This is a genomic window from Pseudomonas anguilliseptica, from assembly GCF_900105355.1.
GTDB classification, from domain to species: Bacteria; Pseudomonadota; Gammaproteobacteria; order Pseudomonadales; family Pseudomonadaceae; genus Aquipseudomonas; species Aquipseudomonas anguilliseptica.
In genome coordinates this window covers 2,430,033-2,454,227 of sequence record NZ_FNSC01000001.1, presented here as the reverse complement: position 1 = coordinate 2,454,227, position 24,195 = coordinate 2,430,033, and the positions used below count along the sequence as shown (strand labels likewise).

Below are 24,195 nucleotides of genomic sequence, written 5' to 3'. Positions count from 1 at the left end.
GTGTTTTTAGCCGCCGCGAGTAGCTCGCGGCAGCCATTTCCCGCATTACAGGCGCACCTCTCCTGCATTGGTCAGTAAATGTCGGCGTGCCATCCACAGGTTCGACAGCGCGAACAGCGTCACCAGTTGCGCCGTGTTCTTGGCCAAGCCACGGAAGCGTGTCTTTACATAACTGAACTGACGCTTGATCACCCGGAACGGGTGCTCAACCTTGGCGCGCACCTGGGCCTTGGCCTTCTCGATCTTGCGTTTGGCTTTGTACAGCGGGCTGCTCTTACCCAGCTTCTTATAGGTGCTGCGGCGGGCAGCAACCTGCCAGATCACCTCGCGCCCATCATGTTCGGGGCGCTTTTCGACACCGGTATAACCCGCATCGGCGCACACCACGTTTTCCTCGCCGTGCAGCAACTTGTCGACCTGAGTGACATCCGCCACGTTGGCCGCCGTGCCTACCACGCTGTGTACCAGCCCCGACTCGTCATCCACGCCAATGTGCGCCTTCATGCCGAAGTAGTATTGGTTGCCCTTCTTGGCCTGGTGCATCTCTGGGTCGCGTTTGCCGTCCTTGTTCTTGGTCGAACTCGGCGCATTGATCAGCGTGGCATCGACGATGGTGCCTTGGCGCAACGACAGGCCACGGTCGCCAAGATAGCCATTGATGACGGCCAGGATGCCGGCAGCCAACTCATGTTTCTCCAGCAGACGACGGAAGTTGAGGATGGTGGTTTCGTCGGGGATACGTTCCAGACTCAGCCCGGCGAACTGCCGCAGGATAGTGGTCTCGTACAGCGCTTCTTCCATCGCCGGGTCGCTGTAGCCGAACCAGTTCTGCATCAGGTGCACACGTAGCATCGCCATCAGCGGATAGGCCGGCCGACCGCCTTCACCCTTGGGGTAATACGGTTCGATCAGTGCGATCAAACCCTTCCACGGCACCACCCGATCCATCTCGATCAGGAACAACTCTTTGCGGGTCTGCTTGCGTTTGCCGGCGTACTCGGCATCGGCGAAGGTCATTTGCTTCATCGGAAAACTCGGCGGGTGGCGTCCGGGCATTTTGCCAAAATCAGGAAGTCTTATTCAGGATTTCCTTAGCTCCTCGGCGTATCCACAACCGCAGGCTTCAGCATAAGGATCGGCGCGCATCACCGCGGCGTAATACGCCAGCCTGGCAAGCGAACGGGCTTTGCCAGGAACAAATAGACTTCTCACGCGATAGTCGAGTCGCTGCCACCAGACAGGCTTGGGTTTGGAGGTCGGGACCTCGCGCACCGCCTGTACGGCCTGCACTGAAAACGCCTCGCCATAGCGCTGAAAAAACGTAGCGATCATGTGGCGCCAGTAGTTCTTACCTGAGAAGTAATGCATGACGACACCTTGCGCCTGTGCAGGTCGGCCCAAGTGCCTGGCGGCTACACCCATGGCGAACTGCTCGATCACGTGGATCCTGGGAACCATCGGGTGCAGTTCATCGATCAGGGCCAGGGTTTCATTCATCAGGTGTGACGCCTCAACCTGAAAGCCCAGAACACCCGAATTGATCAGCAGCATCTGCTGATCAACACCATGATTTTCTGCCAGGTAAGGCGCCAGGACGTCATGCATCACATCGCCCTTGTACTCTTTCCAGACACCTTCAATTTCGTCGACCAGCCAGGATGAACCCGCGAGACGCTCAAACAGCTTGAGCGGTGAAGCCAGAAAGAAGGTATCCGTATCAATGAATATGCTTTGATCCGCATACGCCAACGCATCACGAATAGCCGCCTTGCGTCGGTGCAGATAGGCAGCAGGCCCCGTCCAGCTCGCCAAGGTAGCCGCATCAAGCATGATCAGATCGACAGGCCAGCCGCTGAACTGTTCTGGTTCATCGGTATAAAGCAAAATGCGCGGACACTCGCCACGTGCGTGATGCAACGCGGAAAGGATGCTGAACTTGGCCTCACGGTGATACTCAGGCTTGCCCCCATACACGAGGTAAACAAGCTGATTAGGCTCACGACTGACCATTACCGGCCTCCTGCACTATGCGACTCACACAAGGCCGCGACCAGAAATGCGCGCGAGCAATCTCATCCGTAAAATTGGTCTTTACACGCTCAGTACCCAGCGGGCCAAGCCTACCCACGGCAGCAGACCGCAGTCGAGCGGCCAGCACGGTGTGCCCCCCCTGCGCGAACAAGGCGCTTGAGTCGCCGACCACCTCAGGCGCCCCACCACAATCCGTAGCCAGCACCTGCACATCGGCCGCCATCGCCTCCAGTAACACCATCCCAAATGGTTCATGATCTGAAGTCAGGGCAAACACATCAAACGCTTTGAAATAGTTCCGGCCATCGGCAACTTGACCGAGAAAACACACCGACGCATCCACGCCCGACTCGCGGGCAAGCGCTTTTAATGGAGCTTCTAGCCGACCACTGCCCATAATCGCCAGCAGACTGCCTTCCGGTAGCTGCGGCAAGGCCTCGGCAAACCCCCGAATCAGGGTTGCCTGATCCTTGTCGGGGTGCAGGCGCCCGACATTGCCGACCACCCAGGCATCCAGAGGCAAGCCCAGGTGCTCACGCGCCGCTTCGCGCGAAACCTGCGCTGCCTGAACGGCGTGAAGATCGATACGGTTGTACAGCGTTTCGATACGTTCGAACGACCAGTTCGGCAGGCAGGCCCGCATGTCATCGCGCACCGCATTGGAAACGCCGAGCAAGGCCAGGCGCTTGCGAAAGAAGTTGGCAAATAGCTGGCGCGTTCGCCGCTTGTAGTCGCCAAACGCATGATGCACACCGATGACTGGGAGATCGCTGCCCAGCAGGGCGATGTAGATCGGTTTGAAGCGATGGGCGATGCAGAATTTGAAGTCGCGCGAGGCGCCGATGCGCTTGAGATCGCGGATCGCCTTGAGCTTGAGGCCGCGAACGTCGCGACTCGAGTAGTCAAGGAAAAGCACCTCGTCAGACGCAGAGCCTTGCTCAACCGCAGCGCTCGGCTTACCCGTCAGGTACACCGTGCACACTTTAAAGGGCGTACCAGCAAAGAGCGCGGCGTACTGCCGCGCGCAATCGAGGAAGGGGCCGCCATAGCCGTGACAGAACTGCAGCACCCACGGCTGAGCAGCCTCAGCGACCTCAGACGTTGTCATACCAATCCTTGCCATCCTTGACCACCAGGATGTCTTCCATGATCAGGTACTGCAGGTCGGAGCCGTAGAACATGTTCAGCGCGTCAGTCGGCGAGCAGATCATCGGCTCGCCGCGGCGGTTCAACGAGGTGTTCAGCGACACGCCGTTGCCGGTGAGTTTCTCCAGTTCCAGCATCATGTCGTAATAGCGTGGGTTGTATTCGCGTTTGAGCACCTGGGCGCGCGAGGTGCCGTCTTCGTGCACCACTTCACCGACGCGGGTCTTCCACTCGTCGTTGACTTCAAAGGTGAAGGTCATAAACGGGCTCGGGTGGTCGACCTTGAGCATCTGCGGGCCGACGGTGTCGAGCATCGACGGGCAGAACGGCCTCCAGCGCTCGCGGAACTTGATCTGCTCGTTGATCCGGTCAGCCACACCGGCCACGCTCGGGCAACCGATGATCGAACGACCGCCAAGGGCGCGCGGACCGAACTCCATACGGCCCTGGAACCAGGCCACGGGATTCGCGTCGACCATGATCTTGGCGATGCGCTGCGGCATATTGTCGATCTGTTTGAACACCGGCTTGCTCGGGTGACGAGCACAGGCGGCGATCACGTCCTCGTTGCTGTAGGACGGGCCGAGGTAGACGTGCTCCATCTTTTCCACCGGCACGCCGCGCTGGTGCGAAATATAGGCAGCCGCGCCGACCGAAGTACCGGCATCGCCGGACGCCGGCTGCACGAACAGCTCTTTTACATCGTCGCGCGCGATGATCTTCTGGTTCAGTTTGACGTTCAGCGCGCAGCCGCCGGCGAAGGCGATTTTGCCGGTCTCGCGGATGATGTCACCGAGGTAGTACTCCATCATCTCCAGCGCCAGCTTCTCGAACAGCGCCTGCATGCTGGCGGCGTAGTGAATGTAAGGATCATCCGCAATGTCGCCCTGGCGCTTCGGCCCCAGCCATTCGATCAGCTTGGGTGAGAAGTAGTAACCCTTGCCGTTTTCCTTGTAGCGGCGGAAACCGATGACGTTGGCATACTCGGTGTTGATGATCAGCTCGCCGTTCTCGAACTTGGCCAGGCGCGAAAAATCGTACTTGGCAGCATCGCCATAGGGCGCCATGCCCATGACCTTGAACTCGCCGTCGAGCATGTCGAAGCCGAGGAACTCGGTGATCGCGCCGTACAGGCCGCCGAGCGAATCCGGGTCGAAGAATTCCTTGATCTTGTGGATCGTGCCGTTCTCGCCGTAACCGAAGAAGGTAGTGGCGTACTCGCCTTTGCCGTCGATGCCAAGGATCGCGGTCTTCTCGGTAAAGCCCGAGCAGTGATAGGCGCTAGCGGCGTGAGCAAGGTGGTGCTCGACCGGCTCAATCTTGATTTTCTTCAGGTCGAAACCCAGCTGCTCCAGGCACCACTGAATCTTCTTGTGGTAACGCTTGTAGCGGCGATTGCCCATGAGGATCGCATCAAGGGCGCGATCCGGTGCGTACCAGTAGCGCTTGGCATATTGCCAGCGAGCTTTCTCGAAAATGCTGATCGGCGCAAACGGAATAGCCACCACATCAACGTCGGACGGTTTGATCCCGGCCTGTTCCAGACAGAACTTGGCCGACTCGTAGGGCATGCGGTTCTTCGCGTGCTTGTCGCGCACAAAACGCTCTTCTTCGGCGGCCGCGATCAACTTGCCGTCGATATACAGGGCGGCGGATGGATCATGGCTGAGGGCGCCGGAAAGGCCGAGAATCGTCAATGCCACTGGTTGTGCCTCTTTTAGTCTGCTGAGCCGACGACGGGCGTCAGCGGTAAACGTTGGTTGAGCAACTGGTGCAGCGCCGAGTCGGCGGGCCAGTTACGCAGAAAACGGGCGCGGTCGCGGGCATAGGCCCTGGCGAAACTGCGCGCACTGCGGTGCTGCTGCATGGCGTCGAGGTCAATCAGCGACCAGCATGCCAAGCGCTCGTCCCAGAACAGGTTGTGCCCCTTGAAATCACCGTGACTGATGCGTTCGCGCAACAAGGCAGCGAACAGACGATCCAGAGCCAACAGGTCGCTTTCCGGGGGCGATCCATCGTGGAACGCCTGAAAACGCGCGATTATATCCTGCCCACCGCAGTATTCGGTAATCAGGTAGGCGCGCCCGCGCAGCCAGCACCAGCGCCGCTCTAGCACGGCCAGTGGCTGTGGCGTGGCGATGCCCAGCAGCTGCAGGCGGTTGCCCTCGACCCAGCTGTGCCAGGCGCGACTGGGTCGCCAGAAGCGCTTGAGCCAATGCGCCAGGCTCTTCACGTTATAGCGCTTGACCACCAGCGGCCGCCCTTGCAGTTGCACTTGCGCCACGGTGGCCGCACCACCGGTTTTGTAGATATGCCCCTGCTCGGTGAGCTGATCCAGATTACTCAACAGCGACTGCAACTCAGCCTGCTTGTCACGGCGAACCACCTGAAGGCCAAAAGCACCGACTTTTGCGGCGAACAGGCTGCAATCGCGGGCGATTTTCTTCAAATAATCGCGCAAACGCCATTGGCGAACTTTTTCCACTTCTTTGAGCAACACTTCCAGCGGCAAGGCATGTTCGCCGTTCGTCAGCAGGTAATGCACCAGCAGTTCTTCGATAAACGGCGTCAATTCGGCGGGCAGCTGGGCGAAGAACACCCCAAGGTTTTCCAAAACCTTAGCGCGCGACAGCGGCTTACCTGCCGCCTCAACCTGTACACCGCCGCCATCGATAACGAACAGTTGGCCGTTATGGCGCAACAGATTGTCCAAATGCAGATCCGCCTGCCACAACCCCTTGAGGTGCATCTGCGCGATGCTGACCAGTGCATCGGCCAGCACCGACTGCTGATCGGCGCTCAGCAGCGGCTGATGCTCCACCTCACGCCAAGCGTCCCACAAGCTTTCGGCACTTTGCAGGTACTCGAACAGCAGCCAGCCGCCCTCGCCTTCACGCAGCCCATCCGCCCAAAGCTGCGGCGTATGCAGCCCCTGCTCAGCGAGCAAGTGCGCACCTTCACGCTCGCGCTGAAAATGCCGCGCCGCCTTGTCGCCGACCAGCAACTTGGCCAGTACCGGCCGGCCGCGCCATCCGGCCTGGGCGACATAGCGCTGCCCGGGCAATACGCGCAGCAGGCGCTGCAGGGTCAGTTCAGCCGAACCAGCTGCATCGACCAACTCGATGGTCAGCGGCAACTCTGGCTCGCGGCCAACCTGACTGAGACCCGCCAAATTCATCGCCGCGCCTCCTTGTGACGCCTGCGGGCACCGAGACGCTCACTCCAGCTGCCGAGATCAGCCGTTTCGCCGAGATAGGCCGCCAGCAACACGCCGATCTCAGCCTCGCTCCATACACTGGCGCGGCGCAACAACGGTTCCAGATCCTTTACCCGATCACGCTGACCGAACAGCAGTGGGCGGGTCTTTTCCAGATCAATCAGCTGTGCATCGAAGCCTTCAGCGGTCTCGCGCAGAAAAATATGCTTGGGGTAAAAGCAGCCATGCATCTGCCCAGCTTGGTGCAGACGCCGCGCCAGATCACCACAGGCCTTGAGAATTGCCACACGACGCCCCCCTTCGAGCGCAATCCAGCCGAGTAACCAGGCATCCAGATCCTGCCAGCCATCCAGAGCGCGAGTCAGCAGCACAGCACGCCTCTCACCCGGCAATTTGCACTCGGCAAAAAACGCCGCCTGCAGCGCGGGAATACCCAATGCCGCGTAGCGCTGAATATTACGAAACTCGCGGGCAAAGGTCGGCTCACCAAACGGGTGGTGCAGGGTTCGGGTCAGGTGATTGCTCTGGCGCTTGAGGTAAAACGCCGCATCACCCAGTTCTAGCCGGTAGACACTGCTCCAGCCGCCACGCTCAGTGTTGGGCTCATCAACGGCTTCAAGTTTAAGCGCCCACAGCGCCTCAAAACTGGCAAGACCGTGACGCTCTAGCAGGGCGCGATCCTGGGCTGCAATAAAAGCGCTCATTCACGGCCCTCAAAAAACGCAATGACCTGACGGATACGCTTCTTATCGGAAGCATTCAAGTGCTGACGACCACGGTACTGAAGATAGAAACGCAACCGCTGGGTACGCGAAAGCACCCTGTGTGCGACTTTATCCAGGCATGCCAAATCTTTGATGATGCGGTAGCGCAGCAAAGGTCCCCACCAAAAGGTTCCTGTCGGGCAATCAATGAAGAAAAGCTCACCGCGCTCATTGACCAACAGGTTGCGCCACTTCAAGTCATTGTGGGTGAAATGGTGATCATGCAGCGCACGCCCCCCCCTGGCTAACTGCTGACTGATCTGCAAAACCCAGCGAGGGTCGCTTAACCGCGCATCCTGCCGATTCGCAATCTCAGCAAGATCAAGCGTCCCCTCAAGCTCGCGGGTAACGAGCGCTCCGCGTACAAAGGCCCCCACCCGACGCTCAAGCCCATAGGCCACAATCGGCGCAGTGGGGATACCCCACTTGGCGAACAACTTGAGGTTTTGCCACTCCGCTTTAACCCGAGGGCGACCAAGATAACGCCTTAGACCTTTGCCAGCGCCCCAGTAGCGCTTGACGTAATAACGCACCCCGCCAAACTCCACACGAATGACCTCAGACAAGGGGTCAGAGGTCAAACGCTCACCTTCAAGTGCAAATACGGCCTCAAGGGTTCCGAAAGCGCCGAGCAGAATCGGATCATGCAGGTCATGTTTCCACGCTGTCATGCCTGCGTCCTGCTTAAGTCAGGCAGCGCACTGACGATGCGGCGCAATGGAATGAACGGGCGCCAGACTGTTTCACCCAGCCATTTAAAGCTCAGAACCGGATTGATCACGCTATTGAGTTCATTGAAGCCGGGCCGCCAGGTGAAATCGGTGCGCCGCCGCGTAATGGTGAATGTCCGCAACCCCAGCAGTGAACCAAGATGCCCGCCACCAGAGTCATTACTAATGACGATGGAGCATGTCAGCAAGAAGTCGACAAGCCCCTTCAAATCACTGAATGCATGCACATCATGGCCTGGGAACTGCGCCTTCAAGGCTTGCTGCTCAGCTGGAATACCGACGAACTCCACCTGCCAACCTCTGGCAACCAAATGGCGAGCGAGGCGGCGAAACCCAGACGTTGAGAAATTCTTACTGGCATGTGGCGTGGTCGGAAAAATGGCCACACGCGGCAAGGCAGCGCCGGCATAACGAGGCGAGATCTGTAACCCCGCAATTGGCGTGGACAGATCAAGCCCCAGGATCTCTTCAGCGTACAGATCGATCCACTGCACCATGGTTTTTCCGGCTTTCGGGTCGCGACAAATCACGTTGTGCGCCCCTTCAATGAGGCAATCATCAAGCCATACAGGCGGTTGCTCGGACCTGAGCTTAACGGGGAGTTTCTTACCGGCCAGGTAAGCCACATTTTTCAGAGGGACATCGACAAACCAATCAATCGCACAGATAACCAAATCGTTACAGCCCGCCAGTGCAGGCACATCCGGCGTTGCCCCAAGAATATCCAGCCCGGGCAAGTACTCGCTCACTGATGACAGCGATACTGAAGCCAAGGTGACCTTCGCACCCGCAGCCTGGAGACGCCAGGCAAGGCGCAAGAACAGCGTGGTATCGCCCAACGCAGGACACGGAACAAGTGCAACCCTCACTCCCGGGCCGATCAACGCCTTCTTCTCCGACATCTACAGTCGATCTCCATAGCGCTGTTTGCGGCCGTACAATTTAGCCGCCTTGGACTCCAGCCAAGCAAGCAAACGACCTTCTTCTTGAAGAATCTGCCGCAATGGCCGTTGAAAATAGCCACGCAGAAAGCGCAGTTTATCGCGCCGGGTTAGGCCGATATCCAGCACGGAGAAATACAGTGCCGCCAGGTCCTTGTTGCGCCAGCGTAAGGGCAGCTGATTGCGGACTTGAGCGCGGTGCAAGTCGATCACTGACAGGCGGAAGTCGTCCGCGGTGACCGGTTTGTCGGTGTGCAGCAGGAAGTGGCAGATGTAGCAGTCGCGGTGGTTGACCCCGGCGCGGTGCATGCTGCCGACCATGTTCGCCACTTCCTTGATCAACGCCCATTTCAGCCGCGGCTCGGGTGATTGCTGGGCCCAGTTCAGGCTCAGTTGTTCGAGGTCGGTGGTCGGTGCAAGCTCTTCAGTGACGATAAAGGAATGCTGCGCAGCCGGATTGCGGCCGCGTTCGCCGTAGGCCACGGCGGTCATGGTGGCGACGCCAACGTCTGTCAGGCGCTGAATAGCCTCCCACTCCTGGCGCGCACCGAGCACCGGCAGTTTGGCGGTAAGCAGGTTTTTGACGATCTCACCCCAGCCGATACCGCGGTGGATCTTGACGAAATAACCGCGCCCATCGACTTCGGTGCGCAGCGTACGGCGGCCTTCCAGTTCGCGGTACACCTGCCCCTGCAGCGCTTCGACAGCAGCAAAAGCATCACGTCCGGCCCACAGGCTCTTAAAGGGTTCAGCCAGTACCAACTTCATGGACGCGCCGCCAGGATGATGTCGGCCGCGTGCTGCGGCATGGAATACAGATCAGCGCTGTCGGCATAGGCCAGGCCGTTTCGGCCCCAGAAAGCACGGCGCTGATCGTCGGCCAGCATATCGGCGAGCAGATGGTTAAGGCGCTCCTGCTCGAACGGACTGGCCAACACCCGCCCGGCATCCGCTTCGGCGATGTAGTGGGCGTAACCGCAGACATCTGTCACCAGCACCGGCAAACCAGAAACCAGCGCCTCCAGCAGCACGGTACCTGTGTTCTCGTTGTAGGCCGGGTGGATCAGCAGATCGGCCCCGAGCAGGAAGCGCGGAATGTCGCTGCGCCCCTTGAGAATCTGCACCTGATCGGACACGCCCAGCGCCTTGGCCTGCAGCTGAAAAGCGCGCGGATCATCCTGACCGATAGCGATCAAGCGGGTGCGTTGTTTCAGCTCTCGCGGCAAAGCGGCCAGGGCTTTGAGACTGCGATCAAGGCCCTTGGTCTTGAAGCCAGAGCCGATCTGCACCAGCAGCAGGTCGCTATCCGCCAGCTTGAATTCGGCACGGAACTCGGCGCGCATCTCGGCCGCATTGGCCGGCGCGCGGCGGTCTGCGGCGATACCCGGCGGCAGCAGGTGAAAGCGCTGCAGCGGGGTGTGGTAATGCTTGATAAACAACGGCTGCTGCACTTCGGAGATCATCAGAATCTCGGTCTTCGACTCGGGAGCAAACACCGCCCGCTCGTAATCGGCAAAGTGTTTGTAACGGCCCCAGCGTTTGTAGATCGGCGCGCGCAGGGTTTGCGCCTTGTCCTCATAGCAGCCATCGGCGGCGTAGTAGACGTCCAGGCCAGGCATTTTGTTGAAGCCGACCAGCCTATCCACCGGGCGCTTGGCCAGGTCGGCCTCGACCCAGGCAGTGAGCTTTTCATTGCGCTTATGGTTGAACAGCGCCTTGACCGGCACCACCACCACCTCGAAACCTGCCAGCACTTCACCTTCCCAGATCGGCGTGTAGACGCGGACGGCATGACCGCGCGCCTGGCACTCCTGAGCAATGCGCATAAAGTCGCGCTGCAGGCCGCCGAACGGAAAGTATTTGTAGAGGATAAACGCGAGCTGCATCAGACAACGTCCTCGGCCAGCAACAGGGCCTGCAAGTGTGTGGCCACACGCTCGGCATCCAGGCCGTCAAAACAGGGCTTGTGGCGATCACCCGAGCCGGCATTCGGCCCCGTGGCACACAGATGAACCTGACCCCGCCCATAGGCACCGACGCGCCCTGGCAGGGTCGGGCCGTACAGGGAAATACTCGGCACATCCAGCGCGGCAGCCAGATGGCCCAGCCCAGTGTCCACCGCCACGCAGGCGCTGGCACCGGCGATTACCTTGGCCACGCCTGCAAGATTTAATTTGGGCAGCACCGCCGCATTTTCAATACCGGCGGCGATCCGTCCGGCACGGGCTTTCTCGGTTTCATTGCCCCAGGGCAGGCGCACTGCCCAACCCTGTGCACTCATCTGCTCGGCCAGCGCACGCCAGTCGGCCTCCGGCCAATGCTTGCTGGGCCAGGTGGTGCCGTGCAGAAACAGCAGATAAGGCTGCGGCGCCTCATCGGCCAATTGCGTACGGTTAAGGCCGTAGTCGCCAACGCCTGCTGGCAGCGCATAGCCCAGCGCCTGAGCGAAGAGCTGACGAGTGCGTTCAAGGGCATGCTGCTCGCGCGGCACGGCATAGGCGTGATCATAAAAGCGACTGGCCAGTGGCTCACGCGCAGAGTCGCGATCCAGGCCGGCAATCGGCGCTTTGACGTAACGGGTCAGCCAGGCACTTTTCAGCAGGCCCTGGGCATCAATCACCAGGTCGTACCTGGTTTCACCAAGCCGCTGCTTAAAGCGCTTCCACTCACCACTCTTAAAGGTGCTCCAAAGATGCTTGCGCCAACGGCGGATGGCTACAGGGATCACCTGCGCCACCGCCGGATGCCAGGCCGGTATCTCGGCGAAGCCCTCTTCCACCACCCAGTCAAACTGGATGCCGGGGATCGCCCGCGCCGCGTCGGTGAGCGCTGGCAGAGTGTGCACCACATCGCCCAGCGAGGAAGTTTTGATCAACAGTACCCGCAAGCTATTCAACCTCAACCGGGTCGCTGACCAGGCGATCCAGGGCCTCGATCACCGGGCGCGGCTTGAGCTGGCCCAGACAGTTGTAATGACCGAAGCGGCAAGTACGGTCGAAGCACGGGCTGCACTCCAGACCCAGGCGGACGATTTCCACCTGCTCGGCCAGCGGCGGGGTAAAGCCTGGCGAAGTCGAGCCGTAGACCGCAACCAGCGGGCGGCTCAGCGCCGCCGCCACATGCATCAAGCCGGAATCGTTGGACACCACAGCACCTGCGCAAGACAGCAGGTCAATGGCTTCAGCCAGGCTGGTTTCGCCGGCCAGGTTCACCGCCTCCTCGCGCAAACCGGGGATCAACCGGCTACGGATGTCTTCACCAACCGGGTGATCGTTCTTCGAGCCAAAAATCCACACCTGCCAGCCGGCACGGATCTTCAGCTCTGCAACCTTGGCGTAATGTTCGCTCGGCCAGCGCTTGGCTTCACCAAACTCGGCACCCGGGCACAGCGCCAATACCGGGCGATCCAGGCTCAGACCGAACTTAGCCATGGCGGCGTCGCGGCTCTGCGCGTCGATCCGCAAGGCTGGGCGCGGATAAGGCTGCGACAGCTCGGCACCTGGTTCGAAGGCCAGCGCCATAAAGCGCTCGATCATCAGCGGGTAGCGTTCTTTATCCAGCGGGCGGATATCGTTGAGCAGGCCGTAGCGCAGCTCGCCCTTCCAGCCGGTGCGCTTGGGGATACCGGCGAAAAACGGCACCAGCGCCGACTTCAGCGAGTTGGGCAGGAGAATCGCCTGGTCGTACTGGCCAGCCAGGGACTTGCCGATCTTGCGCCGCGCGGCCAGCTCAAGCACGCCGTGACCGAGCGGAAAGCTCAGCGCCGCGCGTACTTCGGGCATACGCTCAAGAATCGGCCGACTCCACTCGGGGGCCAGCACATCGATTGCACAGCCGGGGTGACGCTGTTGCAGACACTGAAACAGTGTCTGCGCCATCACCATGTCACCGACCCAGCTGGGCCCAACGATCAGTATTTTCATGCCAGTTCCAAAAACGACCAAGGAGGCTTTCGCCTCCCGGACAGACTCAACGCTCGACTATCAACCGAGTCTGCATCGCGTGATGGGTATCGCTGTGCTCAACCCATCCTACGAAGCAGGCTGCTTATTTGACCAGCGTGCGCCACTCAGCGTGGGCATCGGTTTTACCCGTCACCAAGTCAAAGTAGGCAGTTTGCAGCTTCTCGGTGATCGGGCCACGGCGGCCTGCGCCGATCTGCCGACCATCGACTTCACGGATCGGCGTGACTTCGGCGGCGGTGCCGGTAAAGAAGGCCTCATCGGCGATATACACCTCATCGCGGGTGATGCGCTTCTCGACCACCTCAAGACCATGCTCGGCGGCCAGGGTCAAAACCGTGTTACGAGTAATGCCATTCAGACAGGATGTCACTTCAGGGGTGTAGATCACACCGTTCTTGACCAGGAAGATGTTCTCGCCCGAGCCTTCGGCCACGTAGCCTTCCGGATCCAGCAACAGCGCTTCGTCAGCACCGCCAGAGATGGCTTCCTGCAGGGCCAGCATCGAGTTGATGTAATTGCCGTTGGCCTTGGCGCGGGTCATCGAGATATTGACGTGGTGGCGGGTAAAGGAGCTGGTGCGCACCTTGATCCCCACCTGCAGGGCTTCGTCGCCCATATAGGCGCCCCAGCTCCAGGCCGCAACGATCACCTGGGTTTTCAGGCCACTGGCGCGCAGGCCCATCGCTTCAGATCCGTAGAACACCATTGGGCGGATGTAAGCACTTTCCAGGTTGTTCTCCCGCACGGCGGCGCGGGTGGCTTCGTTGATTTCGTCTTTGCTGAACGGAATCTTCATACCCATGATGTGGGCCGAGTCGAACAGGCGGTCGGTGTGCGCTTGCAGGCGGAAGATCGCCGTGCCTTGCGGGGTGTTGTAGGCGCGCACGCCTTCAAACACGCCCATGCCGTAGTGCAGGGTATGGGTCAGCACGTGGGTGGTCGCGTTGCGCCACGGCACCAGCTCGCCGTCATACCAGATCACGCCATCACGATCGGCCATCGACATAGTTGCCTGCTCCTCAAACTCGATTGGTACAGCATTGGCCGGCCACCCTAGGTGCCCGACATCCTCAAATTCAGCTCAGCCCGCTTCAGCTCAAACCCAGTTCCTGCCAGATGCGCATCACCGTGCGCCGCTCATCGGCAAACTGCTCACCGCTGACCACCCCAGGCTGCTTTTGCAGGGCCTGGCGGTGCGCCGCTGAGCGGTAGGCCTTGTAGATATCCTGCAGCAAGCGGGCATCTTCGCCCGGTAGCAAGCCGACCCGCTCCAGCCCTTCCAGAATGCGAATATTGTCAGTGAACTCAAGCAATTCCGGGTACTGGCGCGACCAGGCCAGGGCCGCGTATTGCACCATAAATTCAATATCGACGATACCTCCGGCGTCCTGCTTGAGGTCGAACGGCGCCGTAGCCTCAAAGGCATTCGCCGCCGTGCCGGCCGCCGTGGCCTTGCTGCCGAGGTTTTCGCGCATCTTCGCGCGCATCTCACTGACCTCAGTGCGCAGCGTGGCCAGGTCGCGCTCACGACCCAATACCCCGGCGCGCACCACTTCGAACGCCTTGCCGACCCGCGCACAACCGACCAGCACCCGCGCCCGCACCAGGGCCTGATGCTCCCAGGCCCAGGCTTCGCCCTGCTGGTAGCGCTCGAAGGCGCCCAGCGAGCTGACCAACAACCCCGCCGCGCCGGACGGCCGCAGGCGCATATCGACTTCGTAGAGCTGGCCGGAGTTGGTCTGGGTGGTCAGCAGGTGAATGATGCGCTGGCTCAGGCGATTGAAGAATTGCGCGCCGTCGATGGACTTTTCACCATCGGTTTCCGCATGCGGATCGCCGTCGTGGATAAACACCAGATCGAGGTCAGAGCCATGGCCCAGCTCGATGCCGCCGACCTTGCCGTAGCCGACGATAACGAAGTCCGGATCACAAATGCTGCCGTCGGTGCGGCGCGGCGCGCCGTATTTGCTCACTGTATGGCGCCAGGCCAGAGCCAACACCTGATCGAGAATCGCTTCGGCCAGCCAGGTCAGGTAGTCGCTGACCTTCATCAGCGGCAGGGTGCCGGCGATTTCCGAGGCGGCCACACGCAAGCGGTGCGCCAGTTTGAAGTGACGCAGCGCTTCCATTTGCTGCTCCAGATCCTCTTCGGGAATACGCATTAGCCGCTCACGCAGCTCGGCGGCCAGCTCCGACGCCAGTGGCGGCTTGAACAGCCGCCCTTCATTAAGTAGCTCATCGAGCAGCAGCGGAAAGCGGGTGATCTGCTCGGCGATCCACGGGCTAGCCGCACACAAAGTCAGCAGGCGCTGCAGCGCGCTGGGGTTTTCCGTGAGCAGCACCAGATAAGCCGAACGCCGCGCCACGGCTTCGATCAGCGGCAGTACACGTTCCAGCACCAGGTCCGGATTTTCATGCTCCACCGCTTGCGCCAGCAGGCGCGGAATAAAGGCATCCAGGCGCTCGCGACCGAGGCGCTGCATGGCGCGCACCTGATTACCGTTGCGCAGCCCCGCCAGGCGCTGCCAGGCCGATTGCGGCTCGGCAAAGCCAGCTTCGGCCAGCTGTCGGCACGCAGCCTCTTCGTCCTGCACATCCTCCCAGAGCGGCAGCCATTCTGCGCCAGCCACCTCTTCGGTCGACTCACCCTCCTCTTCATCAGGGTCGGCAATCACCTGACGGAAGTGCCAGTCCACCCGACCGCGCCAGTGCATAAGCTGCTCGTGGAACGCCTGCCAGCTATCGAAGCCCATGATAAAGGCCACCCGCGCGCGGTCCTGCTCGTTGTCCGGAAGCATCTGCGTCTGCCGGTCATCAATAGCTTGCAGTGCGTGCTCGACATAACGCAGGAAGGCATAACCATCGCACAGCTCATCGGTCACGGCCGCCGGCAGGTAGCCCTGATCGCGCAGGGTATTGAGCACCGCAAACAGCGAGCGCTGTTGCAGGCTGAGGTCGCGACCGCCGTGAATCAACTGGAAGGCCTGGGCGATAAATTCCACTTCGCGGATGCCGCCAGCGCCCAGCTTGATGTTCTCAGCCATGCCCTTGCGCCGCACCTCCTGCTGAATCAGCTGCTTCATCGCACGCAGCGCTTCAATTGCCGAGAAGTCCAGATAACGCCGGTAACCGAACGGTCGCAGCATCTCCAGCAACTGAGCGCCGGCAACCTGATCACCGCCGACCACCCGCGCCTTGATCATCGCGTAGCGCTCCCAGTCGCGACCCTGGTCCTGGTAGTACTGCTCCAGCGCGTTAAAGCTGAACACCAGCGCACCGCTTGAGCCGTAGGGGCGCAGACGCATATCGGTACGGAAGACAAAGCCGTCGACGGTGATCACATCCAGCGCCTTGATCAGCTTCTGGCCGAGACGGATAAAGAACTCCTGATTATCCAACGGACGCTTCACCCCTTCGGTTTCGCCGCCTTCGGGGTAGCCGAAGATCAGGTCGATATCCGAGGACAGATTCAGCTCATGGGCGCCCAGCTTGCCCATGCCGAGGATGACCATATGCTGCGCCTGACCGCTACGTCGACCGATGGGCGTGCCGAACTGCGCGCAATGGCGTGGATAGAGCCACTGATAAGCGAGATCGATACAGGCATCGGCCAGGTCGGAAAGGTCGCGGCAGGTTTCGATCAGGTCGGCCTGGCGACTGATATCGCGCCAGATGATGCGCAATTGCTGACGGTTGCGGTAACGCCGCAAGCGCCGTCCCAGCTCGTCGTCATCGGCGCACTCTTCCAGCGCCTGGGCCAATTGGCCGCGCAACTCGCCCACCCCGAGACTGCACTCCAGCTCACCACTGGCGGCCAGATCGAGCAGCATCTGCGGATCGCGCAGGCCCTGCTGCACCACAAAATCACTGGCCGCGCCCACCCGCTGCAACGCCTCCAGTCGCTCACGCGGCCAACCTGCAAAAGCCGCTGCCGCCTCGCTAGAGAGCCCGACAAATGCGTGCTGCAAGGACTGTTCCGCGCGCAGTACGAGGGGGGACAAGGCAGCGGGCAAAGAGGCCAGCGCGGGCAGGCTCATGGTCTATCCTTTTTAGCGGTCTGCCAGTGCAGCGATCATGGATGGCACCACCCACGCTAGAGCGGGTCGAATCACTGGCAGAAAAATAATTGTAGTTTTACTACCAAAGATTGTATCCAAAAGACTGAAATCGGCGTCGGAATGTAGTAAAACTACACGCAGCCGGTCCTACCCCCGGTCAATCCAAGAATTCACGCGGCCACTCACGAAGTCGGCCACGAAACCTGGCCTCCGATTCTGGAAGCCTTTCCGCCCTGGAGCAAGCCATGCAAGACCTCGATCCCGTCGAAACCCAGGAATGGCTGGACGCCCTTGAGTCCGTCCTCGATAACGAGGGTGAAGACCGCGCACATTACCTGATGACCCGTATGGGCGAGCTGGCCACCCGCAGTGGTTCACAGCTGCCGTATGCGATCACCACGCCGTACCGCAACACCATCCCGCTGACCCACGAAGCACGCATGCCTGGCGACCTGTTTATGGAACGCCGCATTCGCTCGCTGGTGCGCTGGAACGCGTTGGCCATGGTAATGCGCACCAACCTGAAAGATTCGGACCTGGGCGGCCACATCTCCAGCTTCGCGTCCTCGGCGACCCTCTATGACATCGGCTTCAACTACTTCTTCCAGGCTCCGACTGAGGAGCACGGCGGCGACCTGATCTTCTTCCAGGGCCACGCATCGCCTGGCGTTTACGCCCGCGCCTTTATGGAAGGCCGCATCTCTGAAGACCAGATGAACAACTTCCGTCAGGAAGTCGATGGCAAGGGCCTGTCGTCCTATCCGCACCCGTGGCTGATGCCGGACTTCTGGCAGTTCCCGACTGTATCCATGGGCCTGGGCCCGATTCAGGCAATCTACCAGGCACGTTTCATGAAGTACCTGGAAGCCCGCGGCTTTATCCCAGCAGGCAAGCAGAAGGTCTGGTGCTTTATGGGCGACGGCGAGTGCGACGAGCCGGAATCCCTCGGCGCGATCTCCCTGGCTGGCCGCGAGAAGCTGGACAACCTGATCTTCGTCATCAACTGCAACCTGCAGCGCCTCGACGGCCCGGTACGCGGTAACGGCAAGATCATCCAGGAACTCGAAGGCGTGTTCCGTGGCGGTGGCTGGAACGTCAACAAAGTGGTCTGGGGCCGTTTCTGGGACCCACTGCTGGCCAAGGACGTCGACGGCATCCTGCAGCGCCGCATGGACGAAGTCATCGACGGCGAATACCAGAACTACAAGGCCAAGGACGGCGCGTTCGTCCGTGAGCACTTCTTCAACTCGCCAGAACTCAAGGCGATGGTAGCCGATCTGTCCGACGACGAGATCTGGAAGCTCAACCGTGGCGGCCACGACCCGTACAAGGTCTATGCGGCCTACCACCAGGCGGTCAACCACAAAGAGCAGCCGACCGTGATCCTGGCCAAGACCGTCAAGGGTTATGGCACCGGCGCGGGCGAAGCGAAGAACACCGCGCACAACACCAAAAAGGTCGATGTCGAAAGCCTCAAGCAGTTCCGCGACCGCTTCGACATTCCGGTCAAGGACGACGAGCTGGAAAACCTGCCGTTCCTCAAGCCGGAAGAAGGCAGCGCCGAAGCCCGTTACCTGAGCGAGCGTCGCGCCGCACTGGGTGGTTTCGTGCCACAGCGCCGCGCCAAGAGCTTCAGCATCCCGACGCCGCCGCTGGACACCCTCAAGGCCATCCTCGATGGCTCGGGCGACCGTGAAATTTCCACCACCATGGCCTTCGTGCGCATCCTCGCGCAGCTGGTCAAGGACAAGGACATCGGCTCGCGCATCGTGCCGATCATCCCGGACGAAGCGCGGACCTTCGGTATGGAAGGCATGTTCCGCCAGCTCGGTATCTACTCCTCGGTCGGCCAGCTGTATGAGCCGGTGGATAAAGACCAGGTGATGTTCTACCGCGAGGACAAGAAAGGTCAGATCCTCGAAGAAGGCATCAACGAAGCTGGCGCCATGAGCTCCTTCATTGCCGCCGGTACTTCGTACAGCAGCCATAACCAGCCGATGCTGCCGTTCTACATCTTCTATTCGATGTTCGGCTTCCAGCGCATCGGTGACCTGGCCTGGGCCGCTGGCGACAGCCGCACCCGTGGATTCCTGATCGGCGGTACCGCCGGCCGCACCACGCTCAACGGCGAAGGCCTGCAGCACGAGGACGGTCACAGCCACATGCTGGCGGCGACCATCCCCAACTGCCGCACCTATGATCCGACCTACGGCTACGAGCTGGCGGTGATCATCCAGGACGGCATGAAGAAGATGACCGAACAGCAACAGGACGTCTTCTACTACATCACCGTGATGAACGAGTCGTACCAGCAGCCTGCCATGCCGGCCGGCGTCGAGGACGGCATCATCAAGGGCATGTACCTGCTCGAAGAAGACAAGAAGGAAGCCGCGCACCACGTGCAGCTCCTCGGTTCCGGCACCATCCTGCGTGAAGTGCGCGAAGCGGCGAAGATCCTGCGTGACGAGTTCAACGTTGCCGCTGACGTGTGGAGCGTTACCAGCTTCAACGAACTGCGCCGTGACGGCCTGGCCGTGGAACGCAGCAATCGCCTGCACCCGGGCCAGAAGCCCAAGCAGACCTACGTGGAAGAGTGCCTGAGCGGCCGCAAAGGTCCGGTCATCGCCTCCACCGACTATATGAAGCTGTTCGCCGAACAGATTCGTCAGTGGGTGCCGAGCAAGGAATTCAAGGTGCTGGGCACCGACGGCTTCGGCCGCAGCGACAGCCGCAAGAAGCTGCGCCACTTCTTCGAAGTGGACCGCAACTGGGTTGTTTTGGCTGCCCTGGAAGCCCTCGCCGACCGTGGTGATATCGAACCTAAGGTGGTGGCCGAGGCCATCGTCAAGTTCGGCATCAACCCGGAAAAACTCAACCCACTGGACTGCTAAGGAGCGAAACGATGAGTGAATTGATTCGCGTACCCGACATCGGTGGTGGTGAGGGTGAAGTAATCGAACTGATGGTCAAGGTCGGTGATCGCATCGAGGCCGACCAGAGCGTGCTGACCCTGGAATCGGACAAGGCCAGTATGGAAATCCCCGCGCCGAAAGGCGGCGTGGTGAAAAGCCTGAAAGTGAAGCTGGGCGACCGCCTGAAAGAAGGCGACGAGCTGTTTGAGCTGGAAGCCGAAGGCGCTGCCCAAGCACCAGCCGCGCCTGCTGCGGCACCGGCAGAAGCACCCAAAGCAGCTGCAACTGCAGCTCCCGCTCCAGCCGCCGCACCTGCGCCAGCCGTGCAGGCCAGCAGCAACGTGCAGGACGTGCATGTACCGGACATCGGCTCGGACGGCAAAGCCAAGGTCATCGAAATCCTGATCAAGGTCGGCGATAGCGTCGAAGCCGATCAGTCGCTGATCACCCTGGAGTCGGACAAGGCCAGCATGGAAATCCCCTCGCCGGCTGCCGGCGTGGTGGAAAGCATCAGCGTCAAACTGGAAGACGAAGTCGGCACCGGTGATTTCATCCTCAAGCTGAAAGTGACCGGCGCTGCTGCTCCGGCCGCCGCACCTGCCGCTGCTGCACCAACTGCAGCAAGCGATGTGCATAAGGTTCCGGCCGGTGCGCATCCAGCGGTCGCAGCCGAAGTCAGCGCAATTGCCTCCCTGGCAGCCGCCGCTGCCAGCGTTGCCGCAGCACCCAAGCGTGACGGCGCCAAGGTGCATGCCGGCCCGGCTGTACGCCTGCTGGCGCGCGAGTTTGGTGTCGAGCTGGCCGTAGTGCCTGGCACCGGCCCGAAAGGCCGCGTGCTCAAAGAGGACGTGCAGGCTTACGTCAAAGCGATGATGCAGAAGGCCAAGGAAGCACCGGCCGCCGGTGCAACCGGTGGTGCCGGTATCCCGCCGATCCCGGTGGTGGACTTCAGCAAGTTTGGTGAAATCGAAGAAGTGGCGATGACCCGCCTGATGCAGGTCGGCGCCAACAATCTGCATCGCAGCTGGCTCAACGTGCCGCACGTGACCCAGTTCGATTCGGCCGATATCACCGAGCTGGAAGCCTTCCGCGTCGCGCAGAAAGCCGTGGCGGAAAAGGCTGGGGTCAAGCTCACCGTGCTGCCGCTGCTGCTCAAGGCCTGCGCCTTCCTGCTCAAGGAATTGCCGGACTTCAACAGCTCACTGGCGCCGAGTGGCAAAGCGATCATCCGCAAGAAATACGTGCACATCGGCTTTGCCGTGGACACCCCGGATGGCCTGCTGGTCCCGGTGATCAAGAACGTCGATCAGAAGAGCCTGCTGCAACTGGCTGCCGAAGCCGCCGCACTGGCGGAGAAGGCGCGCACCAAGAAGCTGTCGGCCGACGATATGCAGGGTGCCTGCTTCACCATCTCCAGCCTCGGCCACATTGGCGGCACCGGCTTTACGCCGATCGTCAACGCTCCTGAAGTGGCGATTCTGGGTGTGAGCAAGGCGACCATCCAGCCGGTCTGGGATGGCAAAGCCTTCCAGCCCAAGCTGATGCTGCCGCTGTCGCTATCCTACGACCACCGGGTGATCAACGGCGCCGCTGCGGCGCGCTTCACCAAGCGACTGGGTGACGTACTGGCGGACATCCGCACCATGCTGCTGTAACGCATCAACTTTCGAGCAGCCACGCTCGTACCCTCGACCCCGCCCCTTTCGGCGGGGTTTTTTTTAGGCCTGCAGTCGCGGCAAAAGGTGCGGAAGGCGATCAGCCTTTCTGCAGATTACGGATCAGAAAGCTCAGGGCCTTGGCCAGTTCGGCGGCCCCCTTGTGATCACGCACGATGGTCAGCATTGGGCTGCCATCGTTGGGGTTGCGCAACACACAGCTGATGCCGCTGGTTGGGCACTCGTAACGCACGAAAGGATCGACACCAAACAGCGGCACCCGCTGGTTGCGCACGGCAATATCGGTACCCTGCTGACCACGGGTTTCTTCGCGTAGCAACAGCTCGCCGGACTCGCCCTGGCGCAGCTGATAAAGCAGGTCCTGGCGCTGCGCCTGACCGACCTGATAGGCGGCGCGCAGGGCGTAGGTTTTCAGCAGATCATTGCAATGCGCCAACAACGCCTGGCGGTCATTCTGGGTCAGATAAAGGCGTTTCAATTCGAGCAGATAATTGCCCTGTTCGGCACTGCTCAAACCCGTGTCAGGCTCAGCGGCGAACACCGGTGAGATGGCCATACAGCTGCTTAGCAGCACTGCGGATATTAGTTTTCTTGTCAGTCGCAATTGCATGATGCACCCTTACCCGACGCTATAAATGAAGTGAGTCGATTGCCGCTTCGATCAGCATACTGGAAGCCAGCCACCGAATGAAAAGCCATCCCGATGCCGCAAGTCGTTTAGCGGCCGAGGTTGTGACGCAGTTGCCAGTGCCTTCGCGCCTTGGCTTACTACGTTTCGAGCGCTTGAATGAGGCCAGCTGGGCTCTGCTGTACCTCGACGCGGGCTGCGAAGAACAGTTTGGCCTGCCCGCTCACGAACTCTGCTCCCTGCTTGATGCGCCCTACGCCAGCCTGATGGAACCCGCGGCTCGCCACCAGCTGCACGACAACATTGCGCAGCAGCTGGCCGACCGTCGCCACTACAGCGTGCAGTACTGCCTGCACACCCCACGCGGCAGTCTGACGCTGATGGAAGTGGGCGAAGCCTTCGAGCAACGCGGCCGCCACCTGCTACGCGGCTATCTGCTGGTGATGAACGAGCAGAGCGCTCCTTCGCCACAAACCCTCGAGCTATACCAGCGCAGCCAGGCCGAGCTGCAAGCGCAACAGCAACGTACACAGGCCCAGCAACAGTTGATCGTCACCCTCGCGCGCCATCATACGGCGACAGCGATCCCTTGCGTGAAGCCGCTGAGCTGATCAGCAAAAGCGCCTGCGAGCTGTATGGCGTCAGCCGCGTCGGCATCTGGAATCTCAATCAACATGTGCTGCAATCGGTGGCCCTGTACCAACAGGAGCAGGGCCGGCATATCGACCAGGCCGACATTGATGCCAGCGCCTACCCCGCCTACCTGCAGGCACTGCACAGCGGCCGCGCCCTGGACGCGCATGACGCACACCAGGACCCACGCACCTGCGAGCTGAGCAGCAGCTACCTGCAGCCCATGGGCATCACTGCCATGCTCGATGCCAGTATCCGCATCGCGGGCGAAGTGGTGGGCGTGCTGTGCCTGGAGCATATCGGCACGCCGCGCACCTGGCAGGCCGACGAAATCGCCTTTGCCGGCGAACTGGCCGACCAGTACGCCCAGGTGCTGACCAACCAGCAACGCCGCTCGGCAACCAATGCCCTGTACCTGTTCCAGCGCGCCGTCGAGCAGAGCTCCAGCGCCTTTATCCTGCTCGACCGCGACGGCCTGGTGGAGTACGTCAACCCGAGCTTTACCGCCATCACTCTGTACAGCGCCAGCGAAGTACAGGGCCGCCGTCTGTCAGAAATCCCCGCCCTGGAGAACCTCAGCGACCTGCTGTTCGATGCCCGTTCCAGCCTGGCCGAACACAACAGCTGGCAAGGTGAATTCAAGAGCCGGAGGAAAAACCTCGACCCTTACTGGGGTCAGTTGTCGCTGTCCAAGGTACATGCCGACGATGGCAGCCTGACTCACTACATCGGCATCTACGAAGACGTTACCGCGAACAAACAGGCGCAACAGCATATCGAGCGCCTGGCCTTTCGCGACAACCTGACCGGACTGGGCAACCGCTACGCCTTTATCCGTTCGCTGGAAAGCCACTTCAGCGAACACCCAGGCAAACCGATCAGCCTGCTGCTGGTGGATATCGACAACTTCAAGCGGATCAACGACAGCCTCGGCCACCAGACTGGCGACAAACTGCTGGTCAGCCTGGCGCGCCGTTTGCGCAACACCCTGCCCCTTAGCAGCGTGCTGGCGCGCTTTGCCAGCAACGAGTTTGCCGTGCTGCTCGACACCAATCAGGCCGACAGCCAACGGGTAGCGCAGAAGCTGCTGCACACCCTGGACAAGCCGCTGTTTGTCGACAACCAGCTGATCAGCGTCACCGGCTCCATCGGCCTGGGCTGCGCGCCCGAACATGGCGATGATCCGCAGACCCTGATGAAGCACACTGGCCTGGCCCTGCATAAAGCCAAGGCCAACGGCAAAAACCAGCTGCAGGTGTTTACCGATGCGCTGAACGCCGAAGCGCACTACAAGCTGTTCGTCGAGAGCAACCTGCGCCGCGCGCTGATGCAGAACGAGCTGGAGGTGTTCTACCAGCCCAAGCTGTGCCTGAAGAGCGGCCGGCTGCTGGGCCTGGAAGCGCTGCTACGCTGGCATCACCCGGACAAGGGCATGATCAGCCCGGACAAATTTATCAGCGTGGCGGAAGAAACCGGGCTGATCATCCCTATGG

At 60.8% G+C, this 24,195-nt stretch carries 17 protein-coding genes and 1 pseudogene; 3 read left to right on the top strand and 15 right to left on the bottom strand.

The genetic code is table 11. The features are described from left to right. Positions 1–45 precede the first annotated feature (45 nt). The 14 genes from BLW24_RS11775 to glnE form a co-directional block, all read right to left on the bottom strand. On the bottom strand, positions 46–1,026 hold the full coding sequence (locus tag BLW24_RS11775) for an IS5 family transposase (RefSeq protein WP_090375425.1): 981 nt from the start codon (positions 1,024–1,026) through the stop codon (positions 46–48). A gap of 54 nt (positions 1,027–1,080) precedes the next feature. Then, the gene (locus BLW24_RS11770) at positions 1,081–2,010 is read right to left on the bottom strand and encodes a hypothetical protein (RefSeq protein ID WP_090380738.1); all 930 of its coding nucleotides are present in this window, start codon (positions 2,008–2,010) and stop codon (positions 1,081–1,083) included. After that, a complete protein-coding gene (locus BLW24_RS11765; RefSeq protein ID WP_090380736.1) occupies positions 1,997–3,139 on the bottom strand; it encodes a glycosyltransferase in 1,143 nt (380 codons plus the stop codon). The genes BLW24_RS11770 and BLW24_RS11765 overlap by 14 nt, the downstream gene beginning before the upstream one ends. Continuing rightward, positions 3,126–4,880: a carbamoyltransferase family protein gene (locus BLW24_RS11760; RefSeq protein WP_090380733.1), complete on the bottom strand. Its 1,755-nt coding sequence runs from the start codon at positions 4,878–4,880 to the stop codon at positions 3,126–3,128. Before BLW24_RS11760 ends, BLW24_RS11765 begins: the two co-directional genes overlap by 14 nt. 14 nt (positions 4,881–4,894) lie before the next feature. After that, a complete protein-coding gene (locus BLW24_RS11755; RefSeq protein ID WP_090380730.1) occupies positions 4,895–6,355 on the bottom strand; it encodes a lipopolysaccharide kinase InaA family protein in 1,461 nt (486 codons plus the stop codon). Then, positions 6,352–7,098 carry a lipopolysaccharide kinase InaA family protein gene (locus BLW24_RS11750; RefSeq protein ID WP_090380728.1) on the bottom strand — a complete coding sequence of 249 codons (747 nt, stop codon included), beginning with the start codon at positions 7,096–7,098 and terminating at the stop codon, positions 6,352–6,354. The genes BLW24_RS11755 and BLW24_RS11750 overlap by 4 nt, the downstream gene beginning before the upstream one ends. Then, a complete protein-coding gene (locus BLW24_RS11745; protein ID WP_090380725.1) occupies positions 7,095–7,829 on the bottom strand; it encodes a lipopolysaccharide kinase InaA family protein in 735 nt (244 codons plus the stop codon). Before BLW24_RS11745 ends, BLW24_RS11750 begins: the two co-directional genes overlap by 4 nt. Continuing rightward, positions 7,826–8,791 carry a glycosyltransferase family 9 protein gene (locus BLW24_RS11740; RefSeq protein ID WP_090380723.1) on the bottom strand — a complete coding sequence of 322 codons (966 nt, stop codon included), beginning with the start codon at positions 8,789–8,791 and terminating at the stop codon, positions 7,826–7,828. The genes BLW24_RS11745 and BLW24_RS11740 overlap by 4 nt, the downstream gene beginning before the upstream one ends. Beyond that, positions 8,792–9,598 carry a lipopolysaccharide core heptose(I) kinase RfaP gene (gene rfaP, locus BLW24_RS11735; RefSeq protein WP_090380720.1) on the bottom strand — a complete coding sequence of 269 codons (807 nt, stop codon included), beginning with the start codon at positions 9,596–9,598 and terminating at the stop codon, positions 8,792–8,794. Further along, on the bottom strand, positions 9,595–10,716 hold the full coding sequence (locus BLW24_RS11730) for a glycosyltransferase family 4 protein (RefSeq protein WP_090380718.1): 1,122 nt from the start codon (positions 10,714–10,716) through the stop codon (positions 9,595–9,597). The genes rfaP and BLW24_RS11730 overlap by 4 nt, the downstream gene beginning before the upstream one ends. Then, complete coding sequence (waaC, locus tag BLW24_RS11725; protein WP_090380715.1) at positions 10,716–11,717, bottom strand: lipopolysaccharide heptosyltransferase I; 1,002 nt, start codon at positions 11,715–11,717, stop codon at positions 10,716–10,718. Before waaC ends, BLW24_RS11730 begins: the two co-directional genes overlap by 1 nt. Position 11,718: 1 nt before the next feature. Further along, positions 11,719–12,753 carry a lipopolysaccharide heptosyltransferase II gene (gene waaF, locus BLW24_RS11720; RefSeq protein WP_090380712.1) on the bottom strand — a complete coding sequence of 345 codons (1,035 nt, stop codon included), beginning with the start codon at positions 12,751–12,753 and terminating at the stop codon, positions 11,719–11,721. A 124-nt stretch (positions 12,754–12,877) separates the two neighbouring features. Then, positions 12,878–13,801, bottom strand: a complete 924-nt coding sequence (gene ilvE / locus BLW24_RS11715; RefSeq protein ID WP_090380709.1) for a branched-chain-amino-acid transaminase — start codon at positions 13,799–13,801, stop codon at positions 12,878–12,880. Between the two features lie 85 nt (positions 13,802–13,886). Then, complete coding sequence (gene glnE, locus BLW24_RS11710; protein ID WP_090380706.1) at positions 13,887–16,832, bottom strand: bifunctional [glutamate--ammonia ligase]-adenylyl-L-tyrosine phosphorylase/[glutamate--ammonia-ligase] adenylyltransferase; 2,946 nt, start codon at positions 16,830–16,832, stop codon at positions 13,887–13,889. Positions 16,833–17,098: 266 nt separating this feature from the next. Between glnE and aceE the strand changes: the two genes are divergently transcribed. Together aceE and aceF are read left to right on the top strand one after the other, a co-directional pair. Beyond that, positions 17,099–19,744 (top strand): pyruvate dehydrogenase (acetyl-transferring), homodimeric type, encoded by a 2,646-nt coding sequence (aceE, locus tag BLW24_RS11705; RefSeq protein ID WP_090380703.1) that lies wholly within the window; start codon positions 17,099–17,101, stop codon positions 19,742–19,744. Between the two features lie 11 nt (positions 19,745–19,755). Next, positions 19,756–21,420 (top strand): dihydrolipoyllysine-residue acetyltransferase, encoded by a 1,665-nt coding sequence (gene aceF / locus BLW24_RS11700; RefSeq protein WP_090380700.1) that lies wholly within the window; start codon positions 19,756–19,758, stop codon positions 21,418–21,420. 100 nt (positions 21,421–21,520) lie between these two features. Here aceF and BLW24_RS11695 read toward each other — a convergent pair whose 3' ends face one another. Then, positions 21,521–21,997: a hypothetical protein gene (locus BLW24_RS11695; protein WP_244161146.1), complete on the bottom strand. Its 477-nt coding sequence runs from the start codon at positions 21,995–21,997 to the stop codon at positions 21,521–21,523. Positions 21,998–22,128: 131 nt separating this feature from the next. On the opposite strand from BLW24_RS11695, the pseudogene BLW24_RS11690 reads away from it, so the two are divergent. Continuing rightward, positions 22,129–24,194 (top strand): annotated as a pseudogene (locus tag BLW24_RS11690) (putative bifunctional diguanylate cyclase/phosphodiesterase); the annotation flags it as partial. Between the last annotated feature and the right edge of the window lies 1 nt (position 24,195).